The organism is Caballeronia sp. AZ7_KS35 (assembly GCF_023631045.1).
In the GTDB taxonomy this organism is placed as follows: Bacteria; Pseudomonadota; Gammaproteobacteria; order Burkholderiales; family Burkholderiaceae; genus Caballeronia; species Caballeronia zhejiangensis.
Map to the genome: position 1 here is coordinate 86,235 of NZ_JALQDV010000039.1, position 26,316 is coordinate 112,550.

Genomic DNA, 26,316 nt, shown 5'->3' on the forward strand with positions numbered 1-26,316 from the left:
TCTCCGCCTTATGTTTCTCTTTTCCTGTAGGCCCTTCAGGCAATCACGACCTCGACAAGACGCGGCTCGCCCGCCTCGAGGGCTTCCTTCAACTTGTCCGCGAGCTCCGCGGCGTTCGCGACACGGAGACCTTTACAACCCATGCCCTGGGCAAGCGACACGAAATCCAAGCCGGGAAGATCAGTGCCCTGAACAGCGTCGTCGGAAGCGAATCCAAACACCGGCGCAAACTCTTGAAGCGCGGCATAGCGCTGGTTGTTCAGAATGACGAACGTGATCGGCAGACGCATCTGCACCGCGCTATAGATCGCCTGGATCGAGTACATGCTCGAGCCATCTCCGATCAATCCAATCACTTTGCGATCGGGAAGAGCGAGCGCGACGCCGACCGCTGCAGGCATGCCGTAGCCCAAGCCGCCGCTAGCCATCGTGAAAAACGTATTGCTCTTTGTGAACGGCAGATACCGTTGCATGACCGGGCGAGAACTCGGTGCCTCTTCAACGACAACGTCGTTCGGATCGCGAACCTCCGCGAGGGTTTGCAGCGCGAAGGCGACCGACATCACGGGCGACGGCTCGGCACGAGGTGCTCTTGGCCGAGGCTCAGGCAAAGGACGCGTGTCTGGCGCCGCACGCGCAAGCAAGTCAAGCAAGCCGAGGCGGACGTTGCCGACCACCGCAGCCCCTCCGGGCGTCCACGCCGCGACGTTGGGGTCGTCGATGAGTTGATAAAGCGCCGCGCCCGCCGGCACGTGCGGGCCTGTACCTTCGACGTGATACGAAAAGGCAGGCGCGCCAAGGACGCAAACGACGTCATGCCCATCGAGCAGCGAGACGATCTTTTCACGCATCGCGGGGAGAAATCCCGCGAAAAGTCGATGGTCCTCGGGGAACGAACAACGCGCGCTCATCGGCGCGACAAAGACGCGTGCGTTATGTCTCTCGGCCAGCTGAACGACTTCCTTCCATGCGCCCGCCCGGTCGACTCCCGCACCTACCACGAGAGCCGGCGTTCTCGATGCGTCCAACGCTGCGCCGAGTTTCGCCAATGCCTCCGGGTCGGGACGAACCGAGTTGCTGACAGTCGCGCGCTCATGAAACTCCGCAGGCTGGTCCCAGTCATCCACGGGAATTGAAACGAAGACAGGCCCACGCGGCTCCTGCATTGCGATGTGATACGCGCGCTCCAGCGCGCGCGGCACGTCTTGCGCACGCGCGGGTTCGATCGCCCACTTCACGTATGGCTTGGGCAACTCGACTGCCTGTGCGGCGGAAAGGAACGGGTCGAACGGCAAGATCGAACGGGCTTGTTGACCCGCCGTGATAACGAGCGGCGTCTGATTCTTGAATGCCGTGAAGATATTGCCCATCGCGTTGCCGACGCCGGCCGCAGAATGAAGGTTCACTAACGCTGCGTTTCCAGTTGCTTGCGCATAGCCATCGGCCATCCCGACGACTGCCGCTTCTTGTAAGCCCAGGACGTATCGGAAGTCGGCAGGGAAGTCCCGAAACATTGGAAGCTCCGTCGATCCAGGGTTAGCAAAGATCGACGTCATCCCCAGTTCGCGCACGAGCTTAATGACGACATCCCTGACGGTGGCGTGTGTCGACGGACTGCTTCCTTCGCCTTGTTTGTCGCTGCCTGTCATTGCGATTCCTCTTTGGTTCAAGAGCGTTTCTGCTCTTCGGTGAAACGAGTATGGGTTTCCAAGACATGCTTGAATATTGCTTTTTTTCGCGAAACCCTTTACCTTCAGGTAAAGGCTCGGAGCTTTTGCGAAATGTCATATGTTGAAGTAAGTGGCTGTTTTTGATGCTCTTTTCCAAGCCCAATTTGAGTTGATGGCCAATGCCCTAGGCCAGTGTCCCTAGGGAACACCCCAACGAACTCATGAGCTACAACCTCCATCAATTGCATGCTTTTACGACCATCGTGTCGTCCGGCAGCCTCGGAAGGGCCGCAGCATCGCTCAATGTGACTCAGCCAGCACTCAGTCGAACGATCAAGCGCCTGGAGGAAGATGTGGGCGCGCCGCTCTTTGAGCGGCACGTCAAAGGCATGCAGTTGACGGATATTGGCGCTGCCTTGCTGCCGCATGCTCAGCTTCTATTGCGGGAGGCAGAAAATGCGCGCGAAGAGATCGACGCGATGCGCGGACTCGCCAAAGGAACGATCAAGGTGGGAGCGGTTGGCAGTCTCGCCGCCCACTTCCTTCCTTTGGCGGTCGATCGTGTCTTGGGGAAATGGGGCAACTTGCACGTCGAAATCATCGAAGGCGTGTGGGACCGCCTTGCGGAGGGGCTCATCAATTACGAGATCGACCTCGCTCTAAGCACGGCCACTAATGACAGCGACGAGATCGTGGCCGTACCTGACTGCCGATGGGAGGACAACAGCTTCGTCGTAGCGGCTTTCAGCCATCCATTGCGCAAGAAACCGAAGCTCGCTCTCGCCGACACATTGACCGCGCGGTGGGCCATCCCGCCCAAAGGTACAGCCCCTTATGAACACATGCGAGAGACGTTTCTCTCTCGCAACCTCGACATGCCGGATATTGCCGTCCGGACGCGCTCGGTGACCGTGCTTAAAAGTCTGGTAGCCGAATGCTCGTTTCTGAGCTGGATGCCGGAACCGATGTACGACTCCGAAAGCAAGGCAGGGATCATGGGGACTCTGCCTATTCCGGGCGTTCGCGCCGCCAGAACATTGACAGCGTTTCAGCGCCGCGACGGGATACTGCCGCGTCCAGCCGCGCGTCTGCTCGACGAACTCAGAAGCCTGACCGAGGGCGGCATGGCGTTGCGGACCACGCGATAAGCCAAAGATTGCCATCGAGTTCGGAATCTCGGGAACTGCGTTAGGAAATAATCTAAATCCTCCGCCTGATTCGATTTAGTCTGCGCAAGCGCCCAGCGGCCGGGCCAAAATCAGTTTCAAATACCAAGTTAGAAATAGTTCTAAATGCGGCTTTAGAATTATTTCTAACTACTGCTTTAAGGCATTTATTAACGGATAATTATTTAGGATTTCCAGACTTTCTATTTTCATTTGGAACCCTTAATATCCGTTTCCAGCATTTGGCCTGGGATCGCAGGATTCGAGAAGGCACGTTATCCCCAGATAACCCACCTTTACGACTCTCGTCCAGTGCAAGTTCGTTGCATCAGTATGAATCCAACGTCTTTAACGATCCGGAATTCCGGAGGCCCCTCCACGGCCATATGCTGAAACCAAACATTCCTGGGAGCATTGCTTTATGAAGTCTTTCGCTATTTCCACTTTGATGGCCGCTATTTTGGGAGCTACTGCAGGTAGCGCTCTCGCCGCTGATGGAACGATCACGTTCAATGGAGCCTTGACGGCTTCGACATGTGAAATCAATGGTAATGACACGTCGTCCAAAGACTTTACGGTCAATCTTCCGACGCTGTCCACGAATGCCTTGACGAAATCGGGCGATACGGCAGGCGCCACTTCCTACCATATCGCGTTGTCCAAATGCACGCCGGTAACGTCGACCAGCAAGGCTTCGGTCTTCTATGAGGCGGGCGCCACCGTCGATCCGGTCGATGGACGTCTTATCGTCGCGCCAGGCGGCGCTCAAAACGTCAAGCTGCAAATCAACAACAGCGACGGTTCCCAGATCAAGGCCGGCTTTTCGACCGATCTGCAGAACTCCAAAGCGGCCGATATCTCGAGCGGCGCAGCGACGCTGTACTACCAGGCTGAATACTACGCAACGGGCGCCACGACTGCCGGCGCGGCCAATTCGTCTGTCGTGTACAGCATCGATTATCAATAAGTCGATAAGCACCGGGACCTCTCAGTTGTCAGGGAGGTCGGGAAGCGGGGCGGCTGCCCCGCTTTTCCAATCGAATGTGGCATTGAATTTCTTCGCGCAATGAAACTGATCCGCAAGACACTTACCTTCGCAACGATCTGCCTGTCGATCGCTGCATTCGCCCCGACCGCCATTGCATCCGTGGTGATTGCCGGTACGCGAATCGTTTATAACCAGAACGATTCCGAAGTTATCTAAAGGCGCGCGTTCGGAGTATCTCACTCGAACAGCTATTGCAGACATCAAAGGAAGCATTGGCCGCAACCGAAACGGGCTTCAAGGTCGGCAGCCGGACGCAGGTCGACGTTCTGCGTGCGCTCGACTCGTACTTTACGGTTCGCCGCGATCTCATGCGTTCTCGATACGAGGTTATCGTTTCCTCGTTGCAATTGAAGGCGAACGTTGCGTCCCTGACCATCGACGATATTTCCTACGCAAACACGCTGTTGTGCTGCGCGAAAACATCGGACAACGGACCATCCTTACGCTGACTGTGCAAGAGTGCATTGACGTGCCGAATACCTTGAGTTCGTTTGCATAACCCTTCTGGCTTTGCCAGAGCAGTTCGCTCTAATACGCTTGAAACGCGCATCGGGAATTTCCCATTGCGCGTTTTTTGTTGCCTAAAAGGATCGACATGAGTTATTTGCATGCCGTCTCGCAGGCATCTATCAAATCTCAAAAAAGATTTGCTCCAAAAATAGGATGCGTCTTATTATGTTCTTAAGCTGATTATGTTCGCGCAGCGCGCAGATAAGGAATCCCGAGCACAAGAAGTTTCATTACAGGGGCCGAGATGAGAAAAGCGAAGTGGTTGAATATTGCCCGGCACGCGCTGCGCTGCGCCGTCGTGAGTTCCCTTGCCGGGCTTTGCGTGCCGGCTTTCGCGACGCTCGTTCCGGGCGGCACGATCACGTTCAGAGGTGCATTGGTTGCGCCGCCGTTTGACATCGCTGCCGGATCTGCTTCCATGCTCGGAACCAGTGGATTCCAGAACGATTCCGCTGATGTGAAAGGCGTACGTTCCTCCGCCGTTGTCACCTATTACGCGCCACCGCACAATGCGCCGAGCGCGGAGGTTTCGTTGGTCGTAGTGGGCGATCGTGCCGCTGCGGTGAGTTCGCATTTCATCGACGGCGCGGGACAGCGCGTCGGGCCGTCCCTGGGCCGCTCATATCACGTAGGCCCGGCAGGCGGCGCGCTTCTGATACGGCGATCCGAAAACGCGCGCGCCGAATCGACGACGCTCGTGACCGTCGTCACCCAATACAACTAGCGCATTCAACGCGATGCATATCGCTGCAATCCCGCGATGCTTTCCCGCAGTTCGTCTTGCAGCCGCGCCATCAATTCGGCGGCGGGCAACTCGCGCGCGAGCGCGGCGGCTTGCCCTGCCCATTGCGCGCCGTAGCCGAATTCGCTCTTTGCTTTCGCCGCTGCGTGCAATGCCTTGCCTGCATCGTAGGTAATCGGATACGCGGGAATGGCAGGCGCTCCTTCGGCGCGCCCGAGTTCGGTGAACTTGTTGACGAGGCTGCGCGCCTTGCGCCCCGAAATCGCCGATGTGAACGTCGTGCGTTCGGCCGCATCGGTCAAGATCGCGCGACGGTAGCCCGCATCGATCGACGTCTCCGTGCAAGGCACGAACGCCGTGCCCAATTGCGCGGCCTGTGCGCCCAGCGCAAGCGCCGCCGCAATGCCCGCGCCGTCCATGATGCCGCCCGCCGCGATCACGGGCACGTCGAACTTGCTGGCGAGAAGACGCGTCAGCGCGAACGTGCCGAGGTTGTCGTCGTCGGCTTGCGGATCGAAGATGCCGCGATGTCCGCCCGCTTCGATGCCCTGCGCGACGATCGCATCCATGCCCGCCGCGACGACCTGCTCCGCCTCACGCAAATTGGTTGCGGACGCAATCAGTTTGATGCCCGCGTTGCGCAACGCATCGATGTATTCCTTCGACGGCAAGCCGAAGTGAAAACTCACGATCGCGGGCTTCTCTTCGACGAAGACCCGGAGCATGGCATCATCGACGACGAAGCTCGTACAAATCTCGCTCAGCTTCGCGGGCGGCGTCGCGCCGTATTGCGCGAACACCGGCGCGAGCCAGTTCGTCCATGCCTGCTCGATAGCGGCGTCGGCGCGGGCCGGCTCATGACAGAACACGTTGATGTTGAACGGCTTGCTCGTCAGCTCGCGCGTCTCGCGAATCACCTTGCGCGCGCCTTCCGCGTTCATCGCGCCGACGCCGAGCGAGCCGAGCCCGCCCGCATTCGATACGGCCGCCGCGAGCGCGGGCGTGCTGACGCCGGCCATCGGCGCCTGAATGATCGGCACGTCGATGCCGAGTAGCGATGTCAATGCGTTCTTGCTCATGAATGTGCATCCTCTGAACGTTGATTCAACGCGTGCCGAGCTTCTCGACGACGAAGTCGACAAAAGCCCGCACGCGCGACGACAAATGTCTGCCGTGCGGATACAGCAGGATGAACGGCCTGCTGCATCCGCCGTAATCGCGCAGCACCTCGACAAGCGTGCCCGCGCGCAATTCTTCCTCGACGGTGAAGCGATAAATCTGGAACAGACCCGCGCCGTGACGCGCGAGCGGAATGCCCGCGAGCGCATCGCCGGACGTGCCGTAGCCGCCTTGCGTCGTGATTTCCACGAGTTCGCCGTTCTGCATGAAGAGCCACGGCACGGGCCGTCCGGTACTTGGCATCTCGAACTGGATGCATTCGTGCGCGAGCAGATCTTCGATTGTTTTCGGCACGCCCGCGCGCTTCAGATAAGCCGGCGACGCCACCGTGACCAACTCCGCATCTTCGAGCTTGCGCGCGATCAGACCGGAATCGCGGGGTGCGCGTCCGCGTATCGCGAGGTCGAAACCTTCATCGGCGAAGTCGATGTTGCGGTTGCTCAGATGCGCTTCGACCGTGACATCGGGATAACGCTCTCTGAACTCCGCAAGCAACGGCAGCATGCGGTAATGCCCGTAAGGCGTCGGCATGCTGATGCGCAACACGCCCTTCGGCGTCGTCTGCTGGCCGGTGGCTTCGCGCTCCGCTTCCGCGAGACGATTGAGCGCATCGCGACATTGCTCGAAGTAGCGACGGCCTGCATCGGTCAGTCGAATCTGGCGCGTCGTACGCACGAAAAGCCGCACGGCGAGGCGCTTTTCGAGTCGCGCGACCGAGCGGCTCACGGCCGCCGGCGTGTCGCTCGCAGCGGTCGCCGCGAGCGTGAAGCTGCCGAGTTCGGCTGCAAGGCAGAAGAGTTCGATGCTGCCGAGAAGAAGGTCGTCGAATTGCCGCTGCATGTCGATTGGCTTCGCGTCGCTGTCGTTTTTGCTGCATCTTCGCCGCTTGCACATGAACGGTCAACCGACGGCGTTTCATACGGTTCGGCGCGCCGGGGCACAAAAACGAACGCCCGCTTCTTCCACACGGAAAAAACGGGCGATTAGTTGCAAGCGTAACGATCGATTACTTCGCGGTCGGCATCACGAATTCCGCGCCCTTCTCCGTGCTCTCGGGCCAGCGCTGCATGATCGACTTTTGCTTCGTGTAGAAGCGCACGCCTTCTTCGCCATACGCGTGCATGTCGCCGAAAAGGCTGCGCTTCCAGCCGCCGAATCCGTGCCACGCCATCGGCACCGGAATCGGCACGTTGATGCCGACCATGCCCACTTCGATGCGACGGCCGAATTCGCGCGCGATATGACCATCGCTCGTATAGCAGGCGACGCCGTTGCCGAATTCGTGCTCGTTGACGAGATCGACCGCTTCGCTGAAGTCCTTCACGCGCACGCACGCGAGTACCGGGCCGAAGATCTCTTCCTTGTAGATGCGCATGTCCGGCGTGACATGATCGAACAGCGTGCCGCCCGTGAAGAAGCCGTCTTCGTGGCCCGGCACCTTGAAGCCGCGGCCATCGACGACGAGTTTCGCGCCTTCTTCCACGCCCAGCGCGATATAACCTTCGATGCGTTCGAGTGCCTGGCGCGTGACGATCGGACCCATTTCCGCGTCGTCTTCCATGCCGTTCTTGATCTTGAGTTGCTGCGCGCGCTCTGCGAGACGCGGCACGATCTTGTCGGCGACATCGCCCACGAGCACCGCGACCGAGATCGCCATGCAGCGCTCGCCGGCCGAGCCGTAGCCCGCGCCGATCAACGCATCGACGGCCTGATCGATGTTCGCATCGGGCATCACGACCATGTGATTCTTCGCGCCGCCGAGCGCCTGCACGCGCTTGCCGTGCTTCGCGCCGGTCTCGTAGATGTAGTTCGCGATCGGCGTGGAGCCGACGAAGCTGATCGCCTTCACTTGCGGATGCGCGAGCAGCGCATCGACGACGACCTTGTCGCCCTGCACGACGTTGAAGATGCCATCGGGCAAACCGGCTTCCTTGAGCAGATCGGCCATGAACAGCGACGCCGACGGATCGCGCTCGCTCGGCTTCAGAATGAACGCGTTGCCCGCCGCGATCGCGACCGGGAACATCCAGCACGGCACCATGCACGGAAAGTTGAACGGCGTGATGCCCGCGACGATGCCGAGCGGCTGGCGCGTCGTCCAGTTGTCCATGCCCGTCGAGACCTGTTCGGTGTAGTCGCCCTTCAGCAGTTGCGGAATGCCGCATGCGAATTCGATCACGTCGATGCCGCGCGACACTTCACCCTGCGCATCCGAGAAGACCTTGCCGTGCTCGGCGGTGATGATCGCGGCGAGTTCGTCGCGATGCTTGTTCATCAGTTCGAGGAACTTCAGCATGACGCGCGCGCGGCGGATCGGCGGCGTGTCGCGCCAGGCCGGGAACGCGGCTTTCGCGCTCGCGACGGCTGCATCGACATCGGCGGCTTCACCGAGCACGAGCTTGCGCGGACGCTCGCCCGTCGCGGGATTGAACACCGGCTGCGTGCGCGTGGCCGAGCCATGCGTGCGCTCGCCGTGAATGTAATGAACGACGTCGGCGGTGTCGTTGAACGCTTGCATGCTGTCTCCTCTCACGGACTGGTTTGGCAATTGACACAGTGTAGGAAGCGATGCGCCCCTTGCAAAGACGCTATGATTGAACTCATTGTTTATATTGGCAAACAATCGGTTGATGGACGAGCAAAAGATCGAAGGTCTGTGGACCCATTTGCACTGGCTCACCGTGCTTGCGGAACAAGGCAGCTACACGGCCGCCGCCGCGCGGCTGAACGTATCGAAAGCGGCGATGAGCCAGCGCATCGCCGAACTGGAGCGCGCGGCGGGCGTGCCGCTCGTCACGCGCACGACGCGCAGCGTGCGTTTCACCGAAGCGGGCCGCAGGCTCGTCGACGATACGCGCGAGCAGTACGAGCGCATCGCATCGAGCTTCATGAGCGTCAAGGAGATGGCGGGCGTCGCGCGCGGGCTCATCCGCGTAACCGCGCCGATGGCCTTTTCGCGGCAGCAGCTCGTGCCGCGCATGGCCGGATTTCTGCACGCGCACCCCGATGTGCGGGTGCAACTGGAGGCATCGGACCGGTTGAGTTCGATCGCGACCGAAGGCTTCGATCTCGCGCTGCGGCACAGCGCGCAGGTGCCGGATACGCACGTCGCGTGGAAGCTGTGCGATACCCGTTCGGTGATCGTCGCGACACGCGCCTATCTGAAGCGGCGCGGCACGCCGGCGACGCCCAACGATCTCGTCACGCACGATTGCCTGGTCTATCCGCGGCCGCAGGCATCGAGCATCTGGTCGTTCGAAAGGAAAGGCGGGCGCAAGACTTCGACCGGGCCTCATACGCTCGCGGTGAGCGGTCCTTTCGCGGCGAACAACAGCGAAGTGCTGCGCGATGCAGCGCTCGACGATCTCGGCATCGCGCTCTTGCCGGATTTCACCGCGCAGGCCGCCGTGCAAGCGGGAAAGCTCGTCGTGCTGTTGCCGGAGTGGCGTCCGGTCGGCGCGTTCGCGGATCAGCTATTCGTGGTGCGGCCTTATGCGCCGCATGTGCCACGCGCGGTCGCGCTTTTCATCGGATATTTGCGCGAGACGTTCGCAGGCGGCTTTCCGCTCTAGAACGAAAAAACGCGCCGGTCCGAGACCAGCGCGTTTCGTGATGCGGCTTGCTGCTTGCTGCTCAGTGATGCGCGAACGTCGGGAAAACGTCGGCTTGAACCGCGTTGACGCGAGCGCCCGATTGCGCTGAACCATCCGCCACACCGCCATATCCGTTTTGCGCGGCGACGCGCGCTTCGGCAGCTTGAACGTCGGCGGGATACTTCGAATCGCTGATGACGTTCGGGTTATAACCGGCCTTTTCCAATTGCACGATTTGCTCGCGGACTTCGGCGCGCGTCAAAGGCTGATTCGACTGCGCGAACGACGCGACCGGCGCGGCAAAAGCAAGAGCGACCGCTGCGATACCGATGAACTTGTTCATGATGCTTTCCTCCATCCATAAGTTTTGAGTTGCCGCTCACGCTGCCTTGTTTGCTTCGTGCGCGACCGTTGAACAGAGTTTAGGTATCGCACGCCCTAGGGTAAATACCTAAACGGCGAAATCACTTTTGGCGAAAACCCGACTAATACGGGCACGCGCGATGAGGACCAACGCCTTGCGAATCGCCTATAACCAAGAACGGAGCGCCGCTCTACGCGACGCATAGCACGAACGATCGTTTAATCAGGGGAATGGCCTTGAAACGAATCCTTGTGATTGGCGCGGGTTTCGCCGGTCTGTGGAGCGCGCTGTCGGCGGCGCGCAAGCTGGACGAACTCGGGCACGCCGACGAAGCGGAAGTCGCCATCGTCAATCCGGTGCCTTTTCATAGCGTGCGGGTGCGCAACTACGAACAGCCGCTCGACCCGACGCTCGTGCAACTCGATACCGTGCTCGGGCCCGCGGGCGTGCACCTGATTCAGGCGAAGGCGACGAGCCTCGACAGCGCGAATCGCCGTGTGACGATCGAACGCGACGGAGCATCTGAGACGCTCGGCTACGACCGGATGATCCTCGCGGCAGGCAGCGTGCTCGTGCGTCCGCCGATTCCGGGCCTCGATCGCTATTCATTCGATGTCGACACCTACGCGGGCGCGTGCAAGCTGCAGGCGCATCTGCTGACCTTGCCCGCGCTGCCCGACACGCCCGGCCGCTATACCGCGGTCGTGGTCGGCGCGGGACTGACGGGCATCGAGTTGGCGGCGGAATTGCCCGCGCGCCTGCGCGAGATCGTCGCGGAAAAGGATCGCGGCAAGGTGCGCGTCGTGCTCGCGGATCGTTCGGCGCGGATCGCGCAATCGATGGGCGGCGCGCAGCATGTCATCGAAGGCGCGTTGCAGACGCTCGAAGTCGAGATGCGGCCAGGCGTGACGCTCGAATCGGTCGATGGCCAAGGTCTCACGCTCCACGATGGCGCGGCGAGCGAGCGCATCGAAGCGGCGACGGTCGTCTGGTGCGGCGGCATGCACGCGAACGCGCTCGCGGCGCAATTGCCGGTCACGCTGGACCCGCTCGGACGCGTGCCCGTCGATACGTTTCTGCGCGCGGAAGGCGTGCCGGGCGTGTTCGCGGCGGGCGATTGCGCGCGCATATTGATCGACGGCACGCGGCCATCGGTGATGTCGTGCCAGCATGGCCGGCCGATGGGACGTTACGCGGGCAACAACGCCGTCTGCGATCTATTCGGGCTGGAGATGCTGCCGCTGTCGATCGACTGGTACACGACCATCTGCGATCTCGGGCCGTGGGGCGCGGTGTATACGGAAGGATGGGACAGAAAGCTCGTCTCGGAAGGAGAGACGGCGAAGGCGACGAAGCGCACGATCAACGGCGAGCGCATCTATCCGCCGAAAAGCGGCACGCGCGAGGACATTTTTCGGGCGGCGGCGCCCGTCGTGCAAACGCCGCCGCCTACCGAACGCGCCAACAAGTAACGAAGCGTCAGACCTTCTTCACGGACGCTTCGTAGATCTCGTCGATCGACTGCTCGAGCGTCTTGTCGAACTCGCTGTCGCTCATGTCCTTCTTCAGCTCGTTGATGAGCGCGCGCGAGAAGCTCGCGATCATGCCGTGGTTCTGCGCGAGCTTCTTGCACGCGTCGCTGCGCGTATAGCCGCCCGACAGCGCGACGACGCGCACGACACGCGGATGCTCGATCAGCGGACGATAGAAATCCGCCTCGTCGGGGATGGTCAGCTTGATCATCACGTTGCTCGATTCCGGCAGCGCGTCGAGGCCCTTCAGCAATTCTTCGCGCAGAATCTTTTCCGCGCCTTTCTTGTCCGGGCTCTTGATCGAGACTTCGGGTTCGAGAATCGGCACGAGACCGTGCTTGATGATCTGCGCGCCCACTTCGAACTGCTGCTTCGCCACGGCGGCGATGCCCTTTTCGTCGGCTTGATGGATCACCGAGCGCATCTTCGTGCCGAAGATGCCGAGCTTCACGGCGCGCGCCAGAAGATCGTCGAGACCGGGGATCGGCTTCATGATCTGCACGCCGTCGGCTTCGGCTTCGAGACCCTTGTCGACCTTCAGGAACGGCACGACGCCGCGGTCTTCCCACAGGAACGTGGGAACGGGCTTGCCTTCCGCTTCGCCGTCCATCGTGCGCTCGAACAGAATCGCGCCGATCACCTTCTTGCCCGTGAACGAAGGCGCCGTGATGATACGCACGCGCATTTCATGCATCAGCTTGAACATTTCGGCGTCGCCGTTGTAGGCGTCGTCCGGAATTCCGTATTGCCGCAGCGCGCCGGGCGTCGATCCGCCGCTCTGATCCAGAGCAGCGATGAAACCATCCTTCTCAGCCATTTGCGCGAGCATCTTTTCGTTAGCCACGAACATTTCCTCCTCGAAGTTCAAACACCGGACTTGTGCGCGCACAGTCCGGGCTTATGGTTCAGCTTCTGCAAGTGTAAAGGTTTTGACGGGCGCTCAAGTCGTGCAAATCCGCCATTTGCGCGCAAATGGAGTGATGTCGTGCGCTGGCGCACGGCCCGCGACAAGAAAACTTCAGGAAGGAGCGGAATTGAGGCCGCCCGCGTTGCCGGATCGCCAGACGATGCCGAGGGCGCGCTTGAAGAGCGATGGCGCGCGCGTGAAGTCGCCGGCTTGCGGCAGTTGCGCATGATCGTTCGATGCTTCCGATGCAGCTTCGATCGCCTCCGGTTCGGGAACGGGCTCCGGAACAGGCGCGAGCTTTTCGCGCGCGTCGCCGCAACGCTGGTTCAGCACGCGGCGCATGTCGGGGTCGTCGATCAGCGCTTGCGCGGTCGCCATGCCGCGCTCGAATTGCAGCGCATAGGCGATATCGGTGAAATCTTCGTAGCGGCCGCTATCGGCCAGCTCGTACGCCAGTTCGAGCGTGCGCCGGCGTTTCCATGCATCGAGATCGTCGTGGGCCGTGCTCAAGGTGTCCTCTTCTTCGCGATGAGGTGCCGAAGATGTTAGCCCGCGCCAAACTTTTTTCCGTTGTCGCGTCACAACAAGCAGACGAAAAGCATTCACGATTTCAAACAAAAAGCGCTTGCCTGAAGCACTGGATTCGCGATAGTCCTCGCTTGACAAGGCTCGTGTAAGGTATTTAATTCACTCACCCGCCTCGCTGCGAAATGATGGGCGGCCGCCGACATGTCCTGTCTGCGCTGTGAAGCAGTCCCGACGTATGGATGTTCGCTCCGGTGCGGAGCGCGATGTGCCTTTATCGGAGCCGCGTCATGAACCCGCTTTCAGGAAGTCCGGCACGCGTGGCCGCTCTCGCTCTCGGCTGCGCGCTCGTCACGTCCGTAACCGGATGCGGCGGCTCCGATTCCACCGATACGTCCGTCCCCGACGCCATCACGCAGATCATGAAAAAGCCCATGTATCAGGGCGCGACGTGGGCATTGCGCGTCGTCGATCTGAACTCGGGCGATCTCGTCTACGACATGAATTCGAACGCGCAGGTGTATGTGGCGTCGGTGCGCAAGGTGTTTTCGCTCGGCGCGGCGCTCGATCAATACGGCGCGCAGCATCAGTTTCAGACGCCGGTGTATCGCACGGGAACCGTCGATGCGGCCGGCACGCTCAACGGCAATCTCGTGCTCGTCGCGAGCGGCGATCTCTCGATGGGCGGCCGCACGAACGCCGACGGCACGCTCGCCTGGACCAACTTCGACCACAACGAAGCGAACAATCTCGGCAACGCGCAGATCACCGCGCCCGATCCGCTCGCGGGCTACGACGCGCTCGCGGCGCAGGTGACGGCAGCGGGCATCAAGCAGGTCAACGGCGAAGTCGTCATCGACGATCGGCTTTTCGAACCCTTCGACTTTCGCGGCGAATTTCAATTGCGGTCGATCTTCGTGAATGACGATGTCGTCGATACGATCATCTCGCAGGGCAGCGCCGGCTCGGCGACGCCGGTGGACTATCGGCCGAAATCATCGGCGTTCACGGTGCAATCCACGTTGATGACAGCGGCGGCGGGCACCGAGGCGAAAATCACCGTCACGCCGACGGACCCGACCTGCTTCGGCTCGCTTGCCTGCACCGGCACGATCGGCGGTTCGATTCCGGCGAATTACGTGCCGCCGATCGTGCCGAATTTCCCGGTCATCCGCACGTTCCGCATCACCGCGCCGCAGAACTATGCGCGCACGGTGCTCATCGAGGCGCTCGCGCGCGCCGGCGTGAGGGTCACGGCGCCGGTTGTCGAAAACAACCCGACGCAACTTCTGCCCGCGAAGAATTCATATTCCGCCGATACGCGCGTCGCGCAGCTCACATCGCAGCCGTACAGCGAATATTCGAAGTGGATTCTGAAGGTCAGCTACAACATCGGCGCGGACACGAGCCTCATGCTATTCGGCGTCGCGAACAACGGTTCGACCACGCTTCAGTCGGCGCTCGCGGCGGAGAACGCGAAGCTATCCGCCGCGCCGTTCAACGTGCCGATGAGCCAGACGCATTTCATCGACGGCAGCGGTGGCGGCGAAACGACGGCGACGCCGGTCGCGGTCATCGCGATGTTGCGCGCGATGAACGGCCGTCCGGCGTTCCCGGCGTATCTGGATTCGATGCCTTTTCTCGGCGTCGACGGCTCGCTCGCGAGCACGACCGACTTCGAAGCCGATCCGACGCTCGCGGGCGCGAAAGGCAAGGTGTACGCGAAGACGGGAACGTACGTGACCGGCACCGAAAACCCCGACGGCACCGCGACGACCACGCTCAAAGGTCAGGCGCTCGCGGGTTATATCGACGCGAAAAGCGGACGAAGGCTCGCGTTCGCGCTGATCGTGAACAACGTGCCGATCAGCGACGTGCCCGACATCATCAACGTGTTCAACGACGAAGGCACGATCGCGGCGAACATCTGGAAGCTGCAGTGAGCCGCTTTCGACTCACCATGCGCCGGCGAACGCCAGCACCGCGCGATTGAACGCGCCGGGACTCGCGACGTTCATGCCGTGCGATGCGCGCGCGATCGTCTGACGCTCCGCGAACTCGATCCACTCTTCGAGCTTCTCGACGTTGTTGCGGAACATGCGCGGGCTTTTCTCGCCGTCGATCAGCAGCGTGCGGCACTTGATGTCGCGCGCCGCTTCGCGCGTGTATGCGGGCAGCGGATCGCGGAATTGCTTCGGCAGCGTGAGCGCGTTATCCAGCGCCATGCGACGGAAGCTCTCCGTGCTCTTCTTCCAAAAGCCCGGCATGCTGACCGAATCCACGAACATTTCGAGGCCGCGGTCGAATTCGCCCTGTTCGATCAGCTCGGCCACGCGCGTGCGCAGCGCGTTGGTCGCGGGCGGCAGCGTGGCGGGCGTGGCCTGCGGCGAGGTTTGCAGCGGACCGCCCGGATCGGCGAGCGTGAGCGTCTTCACGAGCCGTGGATACTCGCGCGCCAGATGAAACGCGACGCAGCCGCCGCGCGAATGCCCGACGAGATGCACAGGCGCGAGATCGAGCGCCTCGATGAACTCCGCCATTTCCGCGACATGCGCTTCCCAGCCGAATTCGCCTTGCACGAAAGCATCGACGGCGGGCCAGTAATGCGACAGGCTCGGCGCGATCACGCGGAAATGCTTCGCGAGCGGCAAAATCTGCGCGTCCCAGTAGCGGTAATCGCACAGCGAGCCATGCACGAGAACGAGCGGCTCGCCCTCGCCGCACTCGATATACGGCACGGAAATGCCCGATTTCGTCGTGGCAAACGACGGTTCAGGCAGACCTTGCACGGCAGTGAGGACGGAGAGATCGGTTCGCGCGTTCATGAGTTAGCTCCTTGGATGCGACTATGCGCCGCGGCGAAGCAAAAGAAAAACGCATAATTTTGATAGAATCGTTCAGAATTTCTGATAGCAACCGGTCGCTCACCATGAAAGCGCTCGATCTGGACGTCCTTTCGATGATCATCGCGGTCGCGGATACCGGCAACATCAGCCGCGCGGCGGAGCTCGTGCATCGCTCGCAGTCGGCGGTCAGCATGCAGATCAAGACGCTGGAAACCGCGCTGGGCAAGGCGCTGTTCGTGCGCAAGCCGCGCAGCGTGGTGCCGACGCAGGACGGCGAAGTGCTCCTCACCTACGCGCGGCGCATGATCGCGCTGCGCGACGAGGCATGGGCGGCGGTCGTGCGGCCGGACGTGACGGGACGCGTGGTGATCGGCGTGCCGGACGATTACGCGTCGTCGCTTTTTCCGCCGATCCTCAAGAAATTCTCGGCGACGTATCCGAAAGTCGAGATTCAGGTGGTCGGCCTGCCGAGCGTCGCGCTCGCGCCGATGGTGAAAGACGGCTCGGTCGATCTTGTCTGCGCGACGCGCGTGAAGGGTTTGTCGGGCGAATTTCTCCGCCACGAGCCGATGGTCTGGGCCGCCGCGCCCGGCACCGAGATCTGGAAGGAGCGGCCCTTGCCCATCGCCGTGTTTTTGCCGGGCAGCGTCGCGCGCGAAAACGCGATCCGCAGCCTGGAGCGCGCGCGCATCGGCTATCGCACGTCGTATGAAAGTCCGAGCCTGCTCGGTCTGCTGACGATGGCCGAAGCCGGTCTCGCCGTGACGCCGCTCGCGAAATGCGCGGTGCCGGCGCATTTCACGCTGCTCGGGCCGGCGCAAGGCCTGCCCGATATCGGCACGCTCGAAGTGGTTCTGGCGCGCAGCGCGGCGTCGAAACGGCCGCCGTGCGACTTTCTCGCCGAACGCATCATGGCCGAGTTGCGGCGCTGATCTCGGCTTGGATTGCCTGAACACGGCGCGCGGTCCACGCGCGCAACATGCCGTTCGATACGACCATCGGCAACGATGCCGCCATGATCCGGTACACGTCGTTGCGGCCCACCTTCGAGACCTTCCGCGGATCGAGCCACGCTTCGTTGCGGGCGAGCAGGACGAGCGTATCGAGGCCGATCATGATCGGCCAGAGACACGCGAGACGCAGACGGATCGCGCTCGCCGGAATCGCGAGCGTGTAATCGACGGCGTCTTCAAACAGCGCGAGCGACGTGCGCAGCAATTCGAAAAGCACGGGCCGCGCGCGCGCCGACGTTTCGGGCCGCAACACATCTTGCGGCGTGAGGCCATGCCGCGCGAGCATCGATTCGGGCACATAGCATCGGCCGATGCGCAAATCCTTCGCGCAGTCGCGCAGCACGTTGGTCATCTGCAGCGCCTTGCCGAAGCGCACGCCGAGCGCGAGCATCGTGTCGGGCGCGGCTTTCAGCGTGCCGGGCATATGCGCGTACGTCATCTTCGTCCAGAATTCGCCGACGCAACCCGCGACGAGATACGTATAGCGATCCAGTTCGCCGAATTCCCGCAACGCGACGATCTCGCCCGATGTTTCGTCGGGAAACGTGCGCAGATCGAACTCCATGCCGGTGGAAAGCGTCGTGACGATGTCGCGCACGGCGGCCCGGTCGTCGGCGTTCAATTGCGGCAGGATCGCGAGCGCCGCATCGAGCGATTCGAGCAGCGCGCGTTCGTCCGGCTGCGCCTGCTGCCCCGCGACCTCACCCGCGATGCGCGCGAGCGCGCCGTCGTCGGGCGCTCCGTTGATTTGCGCGCGCAGCGAGAGCAGCAATTCCAGCCGACGCTGCGGCGAAATCAGCGATGTATCCGCGATCGTATCGGCGGCGCGCGCAAGCAGATACGCGAGCCCGATGGGGTCGCGCATGCCCGCCGGCAAAATGCGCAGCGTGAGATAAAACGACCGCGACACGCTCTTGAGAAGCGGGCCCAGCAGGAAGGCCCGGGGCGAATTGTTCATGACTTGGATCGGATGACTCGGCCGGAAGCGCGTTGGAAAGCGCGCCGCGGCATTGTATCCGTCCTCGTCGATTTCCTCCGGCAGCGACCGGCTCAGTCACGCGGCCCGTAATCCAGCTTCGGATACCAGTTCGTCCCGCGTCCCTCGGGCGTCATGTCGAGCACGGTCCAGAGCGGCATCAGATCGGGCGCGCCGCGCGGATCCTCGTTCGGATCGGCGGTCGAAAAATCCATCTCGCCGCTCCAGAAATGACGGATCACGCCGTCACGCCGCGTGAAGACGTTGAGCGCGGGATCGTCGCCGCCTTCCTTCGATATCGCGTGATAGTCGCGGCTGAAATTGCCGTTCGTATCGGAGAAAAGCCGCAGGTCGCGCCAGCCGCGCTCCTTCTTGAACGCGACGAGTTTCGCGAGCGGCGAACGCGCGATCACCGCGAGCGCCACGCGCTGCTCGATATCGCGCGCCTCGCCGTCCCACGCCGACAAGAGCGACGTGCACATCGGACACGGCCGCTCGCGCTGCGGCCCGAACATGTAGCTATACGTGACGAGCGTGTCCTTGTCGCCGAAGAGCCCGGCGAAATCAACCGCGCCACGCTCGCCGTCGAATCGATAATCGCCCGTCACTTCGCCGCCGGGCGGCAACGCGCGACGCATCTGCGCGACGCGCTCGATATGCCGGCGCAAGTCGATTTCCTCGGCCAGCAACGCGGTGCGCGCCCGGCGATATTCGGCGCTTTCGTTGGGAAATCTCATCGTCGCGCGCTGCGCGAGTTCATCGGCGGGAATGTACTTCGTGGTCGTGCTCATATCCGATCTCCTTTCAGAATGGGCGATTCAGTCGCGGTCCGGCGCGCCGAGCGGAAACAGCGACCGGTAAGGCCGCGCTTCGTCGACGGCGCGCGCGAACGACGGCCGCGCGAGCAGCCGCTTGCGATACGCGATCACGTTGGAATACCGCTCCGCGATGCGATGACACCAGTCCGCATAGAACAGGAACGGCGCGGCGCCGCAATCCGCGAGGCTGAACGCGTCGCCCGCCGCCCATTCGCGCGCGGACATCTTGCGATCGAGAAACGCGTACGACGTGTCGAGCATCGCGCGGGCATCGGCGACGCCGCGCGCGTCGCGCTCGTGCGGATCGCGCATCGCGTCGAAAACGATCTTCTGCTGCGGCGTGGACACGTAGTTGTCGAAGAAACGATCCATCCAGCGCGTTTCGAGCGCGGCGCGCGGATCGTCGGGAACGAGGCGCACCGGGCCGGCGTGATACAGCCCGAGATATTCGATGATGACCGTCGATTCGATCACCGGGCTGCCGTCGTCGACGAGCACGGGAAAGCGCTTCATCGGCCAGATTTCGGCGAGTTCGGCCATTGGATGCGGCGTTTCGGGTGTCAGCGCGCGCCATTCGAACGGCGTGCCGTTCTCGTACAGCGCCACCAGAACTTTCTGACAGTAAGACGAAAACGGATGTGCATAGAGTTGCAGGCTCATCGGGCTGTCTCCAGATAGTCGAGCGGATTGCGGACGCGGCGCAGCGATCGCGACATTTGCAGCGCCGGCTACTTCCACGACGAACGGCAGCGCTACGGATCGACCATGAATCGAGAAATTTTGTTGTGCGCCGCAGCGTGAACGCTGCCGATTTGCTAACGTGCGCGCTCGAAGAAATTCCAACCCGGACATCGTGTGCATTGTCCGTCGAGGCCGGTCTAAAAGAATGAAGCGCAAAAGCAAAATCGAGATCGTCTTTGCCGACGATCGCCCCGTCGTTTTATATGGGCTGCAAAGCTGGTTCGAGTCGAATGACCGGTTTCGGGTGTCGGCTTGCGTCAGGAACGCCGATAAATTGCTCGCGAGGCTGAAGACGACGAGCTACGACGTAATCGTGCTGAGTTGCGGCATGGAAGGCTCGCCGGCTGACGACTTCGCGTTTTTGCGGGCGATGCGCGCGGCGTGTCCGGATACGCCGGTCGTCGTTTTCACCGACGGAACCAACGCCCACGCGCTCGCCGAGACGCAGCGCGCAGGCGCGGCGGGCCTCGTGAGCATGCGCGAGGGCGCGGGCGAGTTCGAACGCGTATGCGAGCGCGTGCTTTCCGGCGCGACAGGGATCGTCTCGGCGCGCATCGCCGCTTATCGCGACGCCGCCGTTTCTTCCGATGCCGCGCCCGACTATTGCGGCGAAAGCATGAGCGTCACGCAGTTGACCGTGCGGGTCTGACTGCGGCGACGTTATCCGCCGGTACTCTGGCGATTTCGTGCGGATTCTTGCTCTTCGGGAATCCGACGTCTCGCCCGTCTTCGAATCCCTTTTCGTATGCGCGCTGATCGAGCGACTTGAATAGCGGCTCGATTTCGTCGACGTGCATGCGGATCAGTTCCATGAGCGGCTTGACGAGCGCGGCGCTGTCCTCGGTTTCTTTTGCATGGCTGACGACTTGCACCATTGCGCGCAGCGTTTTTGCTCGTTGAGCGCAGTAGTCGCTCAGCGGCATCGAATACGTGATGACTGCATGACCGTGGTCATTGACCGAGACGTTCATTCTGGATTCCATGGTCACTCTCCATCGGACGTTGTGGGAAGCCACACTGTAGACGCCTCCCCCCGCCACGGACCACTAGACAATTCCGATCATGCGCGCAGATACGTGGCTACCACCGCGCTCTTGAGCCGATCGAGTGCTTGCTGCCGCCGTTTCAATACCAGAAGAGATTCGACCATCATCAGATCGTGTTTCAGGCGATCGTCCATTATCGAGGCGGCTTCGATCTGTTTAATCAGCGTGTAAATCCGAACCGCGCACTGTTTGTCGCTCAAAAGCGACGTGTCGAGCTCTTGTTGCAGACATTGAATGGCGCTGACGAGGTCATATTGATTCATGCGGCGGGCATAAGCGAAAGAGGTTTGCAAGCGCGTCTCTCGTAGTAGGCAATGCGTATGCCCTAACGCGGTGAAGCGTGAAAAGCAAAGCACAATAAAACGTTTGTTGCGTGCATTCCGAAGCTTTCTAATTACAGGCTCGAATTCACGACGAGCCGACAAGATGGCTGACCTGACATCCACGCGCGACACCTATCGCTCGGGACACGCGTCTCGCGCGCTGATTTCCAAAGACGTGCTCTACCGATGGCTCTCCTGGACCATCCCCGCAATCGTGGTGCTGCTATGGGAAATCGCGGCGCGCCTCGGACTGATCGCGCCGCAGGTCCTCCCGGCACCGAGCAGCGTCTTCGAAACGGCCGTCCACATGGCGCAAAACGGCGAACTCTTCGTGCACCTGGGCGTGTCGCTGCTGCGCGCCGCGGGAGGCTTCGTCATCGGCGGAACGATCGGGCTCGCGCTCGGCATCGCCGTCGGATTCTCGCCGCTCGCGCAGGCGCTCCTCGACCGCTCGATCCAGATGGTGCGCGCCATTCCTTTCCTGGCGATGCTGCCGCTCGTCATCGTCTGGTTCGGCGTCGGCGAAATCGCCAAGATCTTTATGGTCGCGCTCGCGGTGCTCTTCCCGATCTACATCAACACGATGCTCGGCATTCGCCAGATCGATTCGAAACTGATGGAACTCGCCCGCGTGATCGGCCTGAACCGAACGGCGATCGTGCGACGAATCATCCTTCCCGGCGCGATGCCGTCGATCCTCACCGGCGTGCGTTACGCGCTCGCCCACGCGTGGCTCGCGCTCGTCATCGCCGAGACGCTGGCCACGACGAAAGGCATCGGGTTCCTCGCGATGGACGCCCGCGAATTCCTGAACACCAACGTCATTCTGCTCACCATCATCATCTACGCGATCATCGGCGTCGTCGCGGATGCGCTCGTGCGCCTGCTCGAAGCCCGCTATCTCTCGTGGCACGCGAACTACGCAAAAGGGGCGCGCACATGACGGCCATCGTTACGCGCCGCGACGCGCGCGTCGGTTCGCCGGCGCTGGCGGTGTCCGTGCGCGGACTGCAAAGACGCTATGGCAGCCGCGTCGTCATCGATGCACTGGACCTCGATATTCGCAAAGGCGAATTCGTCGCGCTGCTCGGCGAAAGCGGATGCGGCAAGACAACGCTGCTACGCGCGCTCGCGGGGCTCGATTCCCCCGACGCCGGGTCGATCCGCGCGCCGGAACGTCCGTCCGTCGTGTTTCAGGAGCATCGCCTGCTGCCTTGGTCGACGTTATGGCAGAACGTCGCGCTCGGCTACGAGAATACGATCGGCCGGACGGGCGCGGCGCGCGCGCTGGCCGAAGTCGGACTCGCCGGCCGCGAGGACGACTGGCCGCGCAATCTGTCGGGCGGTCAGGCGCAGCGCGTGGCGCTGGCGCGGGCGCTCATCCACGATCCCGCGCTGCTGCTGCTCGACGAGCCGTTCGCCGCGCTCGATGCGCTCACGCGCATCCGCATGCACGGTCTCGTCAAGGAACTCGTCGCGCTGCATCGGCCAGGCGTGCTGATCGTCACGCATGACGTCGACGAAGCGCTCACGCTCGCCGACAGGATTCTCGTCATGCGCGCCGGACGCATCGCGGCGTCATTCGAACCCGGCGAACACGCGCCGCAGGCACTGCGCCCCGCCCTGCTCGCGGAACTCGGCGTCCGGTCTCACTGATCACTTTTCCATAAGACAAGAAGGACGAGCATGAACGACTCATCGCTGAGCCGCCGCCGGTTGCTGCGCGCGGCGGGAGGCCTCCTGGCCGGCGCCGCGACCGGCGGATTGTTCCCGGCACGCGCGGCCGAGCCGCGCAAGCTGACGCGCAACACCGATACGGTCCGCATCGGCTGGGGTTACGGCAGCCTGCCCGACATCGCGAAGCAGCGCGGCGTGTTCGAGAAGACGCTCGCCGCGAAAGGCATCAAGGTCGAATGGGTCGGCCCTTTCCCGAACCATGCGCCTTCGATACAGGCCGTGGTCGGCGGCAGCGCCGACTTCGGATTCTGGGGATCGACGACTCCCGCACTCGCCGCGATGCTCGCCGGCTCGCCGATCGTCTTCACCGCGTTCGACATCTATTCGCCGCGCTCGACGGCCATCATCGCGAAGAAGTCGAGCGGCATCGAATCCGTCGCCGATCTCGCAGGCCGCAAGGTCGCCGTCAACCGGTCGGGGCTTGGCGAATTCCTGTTGATCGCCGCGCTGGAGAAGCATCGCGTCGATCGCGACAAGGTCCAGTTCGTCTATCTGAATCCGCCCGACGCGGCGCCCGCCTTCGCGCAAGGCAAAGTCGACGCTTGGTCGATGTGGTCGCCCGGCGTCGACATCTCGCGCTTCTCTAACGACGCGAAAGACATCTTCAACGAAGGCCGCGATCTGGATTTTCTGATCGATTACAGCTCGCTCGTCACGCGCCGCAAGTTCACCGAGGAGAATTCCGAGCTGATCCGCGCGGTGATCGATGCGTATTACGTGGAAGGCGCGTGGCAGTCGGCGCATTCCGCCGAAGCCGAATTGCTCGTGCAGCGCGAGGGCAAATATCCGGATCAGGTGCGCGACTATCTCGCAAGCCTCAAGCGCGTCAATCAGTTTCACGAGCCCGACGATGCCGCTTTCATCGCGCAATTTCAGCGCGCCGCCGACTGGCTGGCCGAGCGCAAGATCATCAACTCGCGCATCAAGGTCGCGGATTACAGCATCAAGGTGTGAATCGAGGAGCGCACGAATGTCTGACGTCAACTATCCGACGAGCGCCGGACCGACGCTCGTCTCCCCGCTGTCCGCCGCGCTCGGCTTTTCGGAGATCATCGGTGACATCGCCGCGACTGCCGCCGAGCGCGAACGCGGGCACCGGCTGCCGCACGAAGAGATTGCAAAGCTCAAGGCGCTCGGCTTCGGCGCGCTGCGTCTTCCCGTCGATGCAGGCGGAAGCGGCGTTTCGCTGAACGGGCTTTTCATCGTCGCACGCGATCTCGCCGCGGCGGATTCGAACATCGCCCACGCGTTTCGCAATCATCTGTGGCAAGTGGAAGCCGCGCTCCGGAGACGCGAGCAACCGTTCCATACGCGCGTGCTGGAGCTGACCGCGCAGAAGAAGACCATCGGCCTGAGCTTCGTCGACAGCGACGTGGTCGCCGCCGGCGCGCGCCCGACCAAAGTCCTCAGTCGGCTCGAATGGGATGCGTCGCGCGACGTGTACGTCGGCTCCGGCGACAAGATCTACGCGACGGGTAATCTGTATAACGACGCGTTCACCGGCCTCGCCGTGGAAAGCCGCGCGGGCCGCACCGTGCAGTACGTGCTGGAACGCGGCGCGGGCGTCGACGACGACGATGACTGGCAAGGCTTCGGCCAGCGCCTCACAGGTTCGGGAACGGCGCGGTTTCGCGATGTGACGGTTCCAGCCGCGCAGCTTTATCCGCCCGATCCGCCGAAGTCCGATGAAGCCGCGCCCTGGGGCTTCACGTTTCATCAGGTTTATCTCACCAACTGCATCGCGGGCATCGTGCGGCGCGTGGCGCTGGACGCCGTCGACTTGCTGCGCGCGCGCGGACGCAACTTCTATCACGGTGAAGCCGCGCATCCCGTCGATGAACCCGTGCTGCAATCGCTGCTCGGCCGTATCCGCGCGTATTCGGCGAGCGTCGAAGCGATCGCGGATCGCGCGGCCGGCGCGTTGCAGCGCGCATGGGATCGACACGGCACACGCGACGAATACGAGGCGACGCTCGCGGCCACGCTCGCGGCATCGGAAGCCAAGGTCGTGATCGACGATCTCGCCCCGCAGATCGCAAGTTGGCTGATCGATCTCGGCTCGGGCTCCGTCGTGTCGCGCGTCGGCGCGCTGGACCGGCACTGGCGCAACATCAAGGTGATCGCGTCGCACAATCCGCGCGTCTACAAGGAACGCTTTCTCGGACAGAACCTGCTGACCGGACAATTGCCGCCCACGGGCGCGTTCTTCTGATCGCGCGCGCCGTCCCTTGTCGAAGGCGGACGGGACGGCGCGCTTTCTTAGTCGAGCAGACGTCGCACGCGCGGCACGACTTCGTGCGCGAAGCGGGCCATGTCGGCCTCGAAGGGCTGGAATTGCAGCATGAAGAGTTCGATGCCCGCGCGATGAAAGTCGACGATGCGCCGCGCGACCGTGTCGTAATCGCCGACGAGGTCCGCGGCCGTGCCGCCGTTCGACCCGACGCGCGCCGATCGCGCGAAGGTCTGGTGCATCACCGCGTTCGGATCGGTATTGGCCTTTTGCCGTTCGCGCAGCGGCTTGTCGAGTTCCGCCAGCGCGAACAGATGTTCGAGATGAGCCTGCGCTTCGTCCTGCGTCTCGCGCGCGATCACGAACGCCGACAGGCCGAAGCGCAAAGGCTCGTGCCCCGCCGGGCGCGCGCGGGCGGAGACATCGGCGATCAGGGCCGCAACGTCGTCGTGCGGCTGGCCGTTGATGAACCACACATCGCCATGCGCCGCGACGAGCGAGCGCGCCGGCTCCGACTCGCCGCCGACATAGATGCGCGGACGCGCGCGAAACGGATCGGCGGGCCGTAACTGATAGTCGTCGATCCGGAAGTTGTCGCCGCGATGCTTCACGGCTTCTCCGCGCAGCAACGCATCGACGACCGAGATCCACTCGCGTCCGTACGCATAGCGCTCGTCATGCTCCGCGAAGCCGATGCCCGCGCGCTCCAGCTCCGGACGATTCCACGCATTGACGAGGTTGATCGCGAAGCGTCCGCCGCTGATGTGCTCGATCTGCTGCGCCATCTTCGCGAGCACGACCGGATGATAGAGATAAGGCTTGATCGCCGCGATGATCTCGATGCGCGACGTAAGCGCAGCCAATGCCGCCGATGCCGTCCACGCTTCGAGCTGATCGAGCGAAGGATCGTGCGGATTGATCGTGTGCTGGGCGACGAGCACGGAGTCGTAACCGAGGCGCTCGGCCTCTAGCACGAGCGCCTTGTTGCGCGCCCACGAGGCATCGTAGGGCTCGGCGGGATCCTGCAACGCCGCGCGACTGCCATGCACGAGCGCCCAGACGCCGAAGCGGGGAAGATTGGACATCGCTTGAATGAACCGAAGGACAGGTTGGAGAGGATGCTCATGCTAACGCCGGGCCCGCCCGCGGCGATCCAATTTCTATCGATAAGGAATTATCCATTTGGCATTTGAAGACTCGGGAAACTGTCTTCCTGAGCGCAGTTCTTCCGATAACCCTATGACGGCGCACGGCGAATATGCGAAGCACGCGCCGCGTCATTTGCTACGCACGATTGCTTCGTAGCCGCGGCACGCAAAGTGCCTATAGTCGAAGGCTTCACCACATCAT

At 62.4% G+C, this 26,316-nt stretch carries 29 protein-coding genes; 14 read left to right on the forward strand and 15 right to left on the reverse strand.

The window, feature by feature from the left end; all coding sequences use genetic code 11:
• Positions 1 to 35 precede the first annotated feature (35 nt).
• Complete coding sequence (gene mdlC / locus NCT05_RS24460; protein WP_250503366.1) at positions 36 to 1,649, reverse strand: benzoylformate decarboxylase; 1,614 nt, start codon at positions 1,647 to 1,649, stop codon at positions 36 to 38.
• Positions 1,650 to 1,891: 242 nt separating this feature from the next.
• On the opposite strand from mdlC, the gene NCT05_RS24465 reads away from it, so the two are divergent.
• The 4 genes from NCT05_RS24465 (at position 1,892) to NCT05_RS24480 (ending at position 4,333) form a co-directional block, all read left to right on the forward strand.
• Positions 1,892 to 2,818 carry a LysR family transcriptional regulator gene (locus tag NCT05_RS24465; RefSeq protein WP_250436857.1) on the forward strand — a complete coding sequence of 309 codons (927 nt, stop codon included), beginning with the start codon at positions 1,892 to 1,894 and terminating at the stop codon, positions 2,816 to 2,818.
• 439 nt (positions 2,819 to 3,257) lie between these two features.
• Positions 3,258 to 3,803, forward strand: coding sequence for a fimbrial protein (locus NCT05_RS24470; protein WP_175982605.1), 546 nt, complete (start codon positions 3,258 to 3,260; stop codon positions 3,801 to 3,803).
• 99 nt (positions 3,804 to 3,902) lie between these two features.
• Positions 3,903 to 4,040 carry a hypothetical protein gene (locus tag NCT05_RS24475; protein WP_250503367.1) on the forward strand — a complete coding sequence of 46 codons (138 nt, stop codon included), beginning with the start codon at positions 3,903 to 3,905 and terminating at the stop codon, positions 4,038 to 4,040.
• Between the two features lie 17 nt (positions 4,041 to 4,057).
• Complete coding sequence (locus NCT05_RS24480; protein WP_502801798.1) at positions 4,058 to 4,333, forward strand: hypothetical protein; 276 nt, start codon at positions 4,058 to 4,060, stop codon at positions 4,331 to 4,333.
• 241 nt (positions 4,334 to 4,574) lie between these two features.
• Here NCT05_RS24480 and NCT05_RS24485 read toward each other — a convergent pair whose 3' ends face one another.
• Positions 4,575 to 4,814: a hypothetical protein gene (locus NCT05_RS24485; RefSeq protein ID WP_250503369.1), complete on the reverse strand. Its 240-nt coding sequence runs from the start codon at positions 4,812 to 4,814 to the stop codon at positions 4,575 to 4,577.
• Between NCT05_RS24485 and NCT05_RS24490 the strand changes: the two genes are divergently transcribed.
• Positions 4,813 to 5,118, forward strand: coding sequence for a hypothetical protein (locus NCT05_RS24490; RefSeq protein ID WP_008348961.1), 306 nt, complete (start codon positions 4,813 to 4,815; stop codon positions 5,116 to 5,118). The genes NCT05_RS24485 and NCT05_RS24490 overlap by 2 nt on opposite strands.
• A 5-nt stretch (positions 5,119 to 5,123) precedes the next feature.
• Here NCT05_RS24490 and NCT05_RS24495 read toward each other — a convergent pair whose 3' ends face one another.
• From NCT05_RS24495 to NCT05_RS24505, 3 genes are all read right to left on the reverse strand, one after another.
• Entirely contained in the window at positions 5,124 to 6,215 is a 1,092-nt protein-coding gene (locus tag NCT05_RS24495) for an NAD(P)H-dependent flavin oxidoreductase (protein ID WP_250503370.1), read from the reverse strand.
• A gap of 25 nt (positions 6,216 to 6,240) precedes the next feature.
• Positions 6,241 to 7,155: a LysR family transcriptional regulator gene (locus NCT05_RS24500; RefSeq protein ID WP_250503371.1), complete on the reverse strand. Its 915-nt coding sequence runs from the start codon at positions 7,153 to 7,155 to the stop codon at positions 6,241 to 6,243.
• Between the two features lie 166 nt (positions 7,156 to 7,321).
• Positions 7,322 to 8,833 (reverse strand): CoA-acylating methylmalonate-semialdehyde dehydrogenase, encoded by a 1,512-nt coding sequence (locus tag NCT05_RS24505; protein ID WP_008348966.1) that lies wholly within the window; start codon positions 8,831 to 8,833, stop codon positions 7,322 to 7,324.
• 112 nt (positions 8,834 to 8,945) lie between these two features.
• Here NCT05_RS24505 and NCT05_RS24510 point away from each other — a divergent pair, with 112 nt between their 5' ends.
• Positions 8,946 to 9,887 (forward strand): LysR family transcriptional regulator, encoded by a 942-nt coding sequence (locus NCT05_RS24510; protein ID WP_175982612.1) that lies wholly within the window; start codon positions 8,946 to 8,948, stop codon positions 9,885 to 9,887.
• A 61-nt stretch (positions 9,888 to 9,948) separates the two neighbouring features.
• Here the strand turns inward: NCT05_RS24510 and NCT05_RS24515 are convergent, their stop codons facing one another.
• Entirely contained in the window at positions 9,949 to 10,251 is a 303-nt protein-coding gene (locus NCT05_RS24515) for a DUF4148 domain-containing protein (RefSeq protein ID WP_033536520.1), read from the reverse strand.
• Positions 10,252 to 10,508: 257 nt separating this feature from the next.
• Here NCT05_RS24515 and NCT05_RS24520 point away from each other — a divergent pair, with 257 nt between their 5' ends.
• On the forward strand, positions 10,509 to 11,744 hold the full coding sequence (locus NCT05_RS24520) for an NAD(P)/FAD-dependent oxidoreductase (RefSeq protein WP_175982613.1): 1,236 nt from the start codon (positions 10,509 to 10,511) through the stop codon (positions 11,742 to 11,744).
• A gap of 7 nt (positions 11,745 to 11,751) precedes the next feature.
• On the opposite strand, the gene NCT05_RS24525 is transcribed toward NCT05_RS24520, so the two are convergent.
• Positions 11,752 to 12,648 carry a fructose bisphosphate aldolase gene (locus tag NCT05_RS24525; RefSeq protein WP_250503372.1) on the reverse strand — a complete coding sequence of 299 codons (897 nt, stop codon included), beginning with the start codon at positions 12,646 to 12,648 and terminating at the stop codon, positions 11,752 to 11,754.
• A 174-nt stretch (positions 12,649 to 12,822) separates the two neighbouring features.
• Positions 12,823 to 13,221 carry a hypothetical protein gene (locus tag NCT05_RS24530; RefSeq protein WP_250436863.1) on the reverse strand — a complete coding sequence of 133 codons (399 nt, stop codon included), beginning with the start codon at positions 13,219 to 13,221 and terminating at the stop codon, positions 12,823 to 12,825.
• Positions 13,222 to 13,526: 305 nt separating this feature from the next.
• Here NCT05_RS24530 and dacB point away from each other — a divergent pair, with 305 nt between their 5' ends.
• Positions 13,527 to 15,179: a D-alanyl-D-alanine carboxypeptidase/D-alanyl-D-alanine endopeptidase gene (gene dacB, locus NCT05_RS24535; RefSeq protein WP_250503373.1), complete on the forward strand. Its 1,653-nt coding sequence runs from the start codon at positions 13,527 to 13,529 to the stop codon at positions 15,177 to 15,179.
• 12 nt (positions 15,180 to 15,191) lie between these two features.
• Here the strand turns inward: dacB and NCT05_RS24540 are convergent, their stop codons facing one another.
• Positions 15,192 to 16,061, reverse strand: a complete 870-nt coding sequence (locus NCT05_RS24540) for an alpha/beta fold hydrolase (RefSeq protein ID WP_008348981.1) — start codon at positions 16,059 to 16,061, stop codon at positions 15,192 to 15,194.
• 104 nt (positions 16,062 to 16,165) lie between these two features.
• Here NCT05_RS24540 and NCT05_RS24545 point away from each other — a divergent pair, with 104 nt between their 5' ends.
• Complete coding sequence (locus NCT05_RS24545) at positions 16,166 to 17,014, forward strand: LysR substrate-binding domain-containing protein (protein WP_008348983.1); 849 nt, start codon at positions 16,166 to 16,168, stop codon at positions 17,012 to 17,014.
• On the opposite strand, the gene NCT05_RS24550 is transcribed toward NCT05_RS24545, so the two are convergent.
• The 3 genes from NCT05_RS24550 to NCT05_RS24560 all read right to left on the reverse strand — a co-directional run bounded on the left by NCT05_RS24550 (position 16,992) and on the right by NCT05_RS24560 (position 19,549).
• On the reverse strand, positions 16,992 to 18,053 hold the full coding sequence (locus NCT05_RS24550; protein ID WP_250503374.1) for a phytoene/squalene synthase family protein: 1,062 nt from the start codon (positions 18,051 to 18,053) through the stop codon (positions 16,992 to 16,994). The two genes, NCT05_RS24545 and NCT05_RS24550, sit on opposite strands and share 23 nt — an antisense overlap.
• Before the next feature lie 92 nt (positions 18,054 to 18,145).
• Positions 18,146 to 18,862, reverse strand: a complete 717-nt coding sequence (locus NCT05_RS24555) for a DUF899 family protein (protein WP_250503375.1) — start codon at positions 18,860 to 18,862, stop codon at positions 18,146 to 18,148.
• 27 nt (positions 18,863 to 18,889) lie between these two features.
• Positions 18,890 to 19,549, reverse strand: coding sequence for a glutathione S-transferase family protein (locus NCT05_RS24560; RefSeq protein WP_250503376.1), 660 nt, complete (start codon positions 19,547 to 19,549; stop codon positions 18,890 to 18,892).
• 226 nt (positions 19,550 to 19,775) lie between these two features.
• Here NCT05_RS24560 and NCT05_RS24565 point away from each other — a divergent pair, with 226 nt between their 5' ends.
• Positions 19,776 to 20,279, forward strand: a complete 504-nt coding sequence (locus NCT05_RS24565) for a response regulator (protein WP_250503377.1) — start codon at positions 19,776 to 19,778, stop codon at positions 20,277 to 20,279.
• Here the strand turns inward: NCT05_RS24565 and NCT05_RS24570 are convergent.
• Complete coding sequence (locus tag NCT05_RS24570; protein ID WP_250503378.1) at positions 20,254 to 20,613, reverse strand: hypothetical protein; 360 nt, start codon at positions 20,611 to 20,613, stop codon at positions 20,254 to 20,256. The genes NCT05_RS24565 and NCT05_RS24570 overlap by 26 nt on opposite strands.
• Before the next feature lie 77 nt (positions 20,614 to 20,690).
• Complete coding sequence (locus NCT05_RS24575; protein ID WP_175982621.1) at positions 20,691 to 20,969, reverse strand: hypothetical protein; 279 nt, start codon at positions 20,967 to 20,969, stop codon at positions 20,691 to 20,693.
• Positions 20,970 to 21,102: 133 nt separating this feature from the next.
• Here NCT05_RS24575 and NCT05_RS24580 point away from each other — a divergent pair, with 133 nt between their 5' ends.
• From NCT05_RS24580 to NCT05_RS24595, 4 genes are read left to right on the forward strand one after another with little or no spacing between them, the layout of a single operon-like run.
• Entirely contained in the window at positions 21,103 to 21,942 is an 840-nt protein-coding gene (locus tag NCT05_RS24580) for an ABC transporter permease subunit (protein WP_008348998.1), read from the forward strand.
• Positions 21,939 to 22,655: an ABC transporter ATP-binding protein gene (locus NCT05_RS24585; RefSeq protein WP_008349001.1), complete on the forward strand. Its 717-nt coding sequence runs from the start codon at positions 21,939 to 21,941 to the stop codon at positions 22,653 to 22,655. Before NCT05_RS24580 ends, NCT05_RS24585 begins: the two co-directional genes overlap by 4 nt.
• 30 nt (positions 22,656 to 22,685) lie before the next feature.
• Positions 22,686 to 23,690 (forward strand): NrtA/SsuA/CpmA family ABC transporter substrate-binding protein, encoded by a 1,005-nt coding sequence (locus NCT05_RS24590; RefSeq protein WP_033536495.1) that lies wholly within the window; start codon positions 22,686 to 22,688, stop codon positions 23,688 to 23,690.
• 16 nt (positions 23,691 to 23,706) lie between these two features.
• Positions 23,707 to 24,948, forward strand: a complete 1,242-nt coding sequence (locus NCT05_RS24595; protein WP_250503379.1) for an acyl-CoA dehydrogenase family protein — start codon at positions 23,707 to 23,709, stop codon at positions 24,946 to 24,948.
• A 47-nt stretch (positions 24,949 to 24,995) separates the two neighbouring features.
• On the opposite strand, the gene NCT05_RS24600 is transcribed toward NCT05_RS24595, so the two are convergent.
• Entirely contained in the window at positions 24,996 to 26,051 is a 1,056-nt protein-coding gene (locus NCT05_RS24600) for an LLM class flavin-dependent oxidoreductase (RefSeq protein ID WP_008349006.1), read from the reverse strand.
• Positions 26,052 to 26,316: the final 265 nt, after the last annotated feature.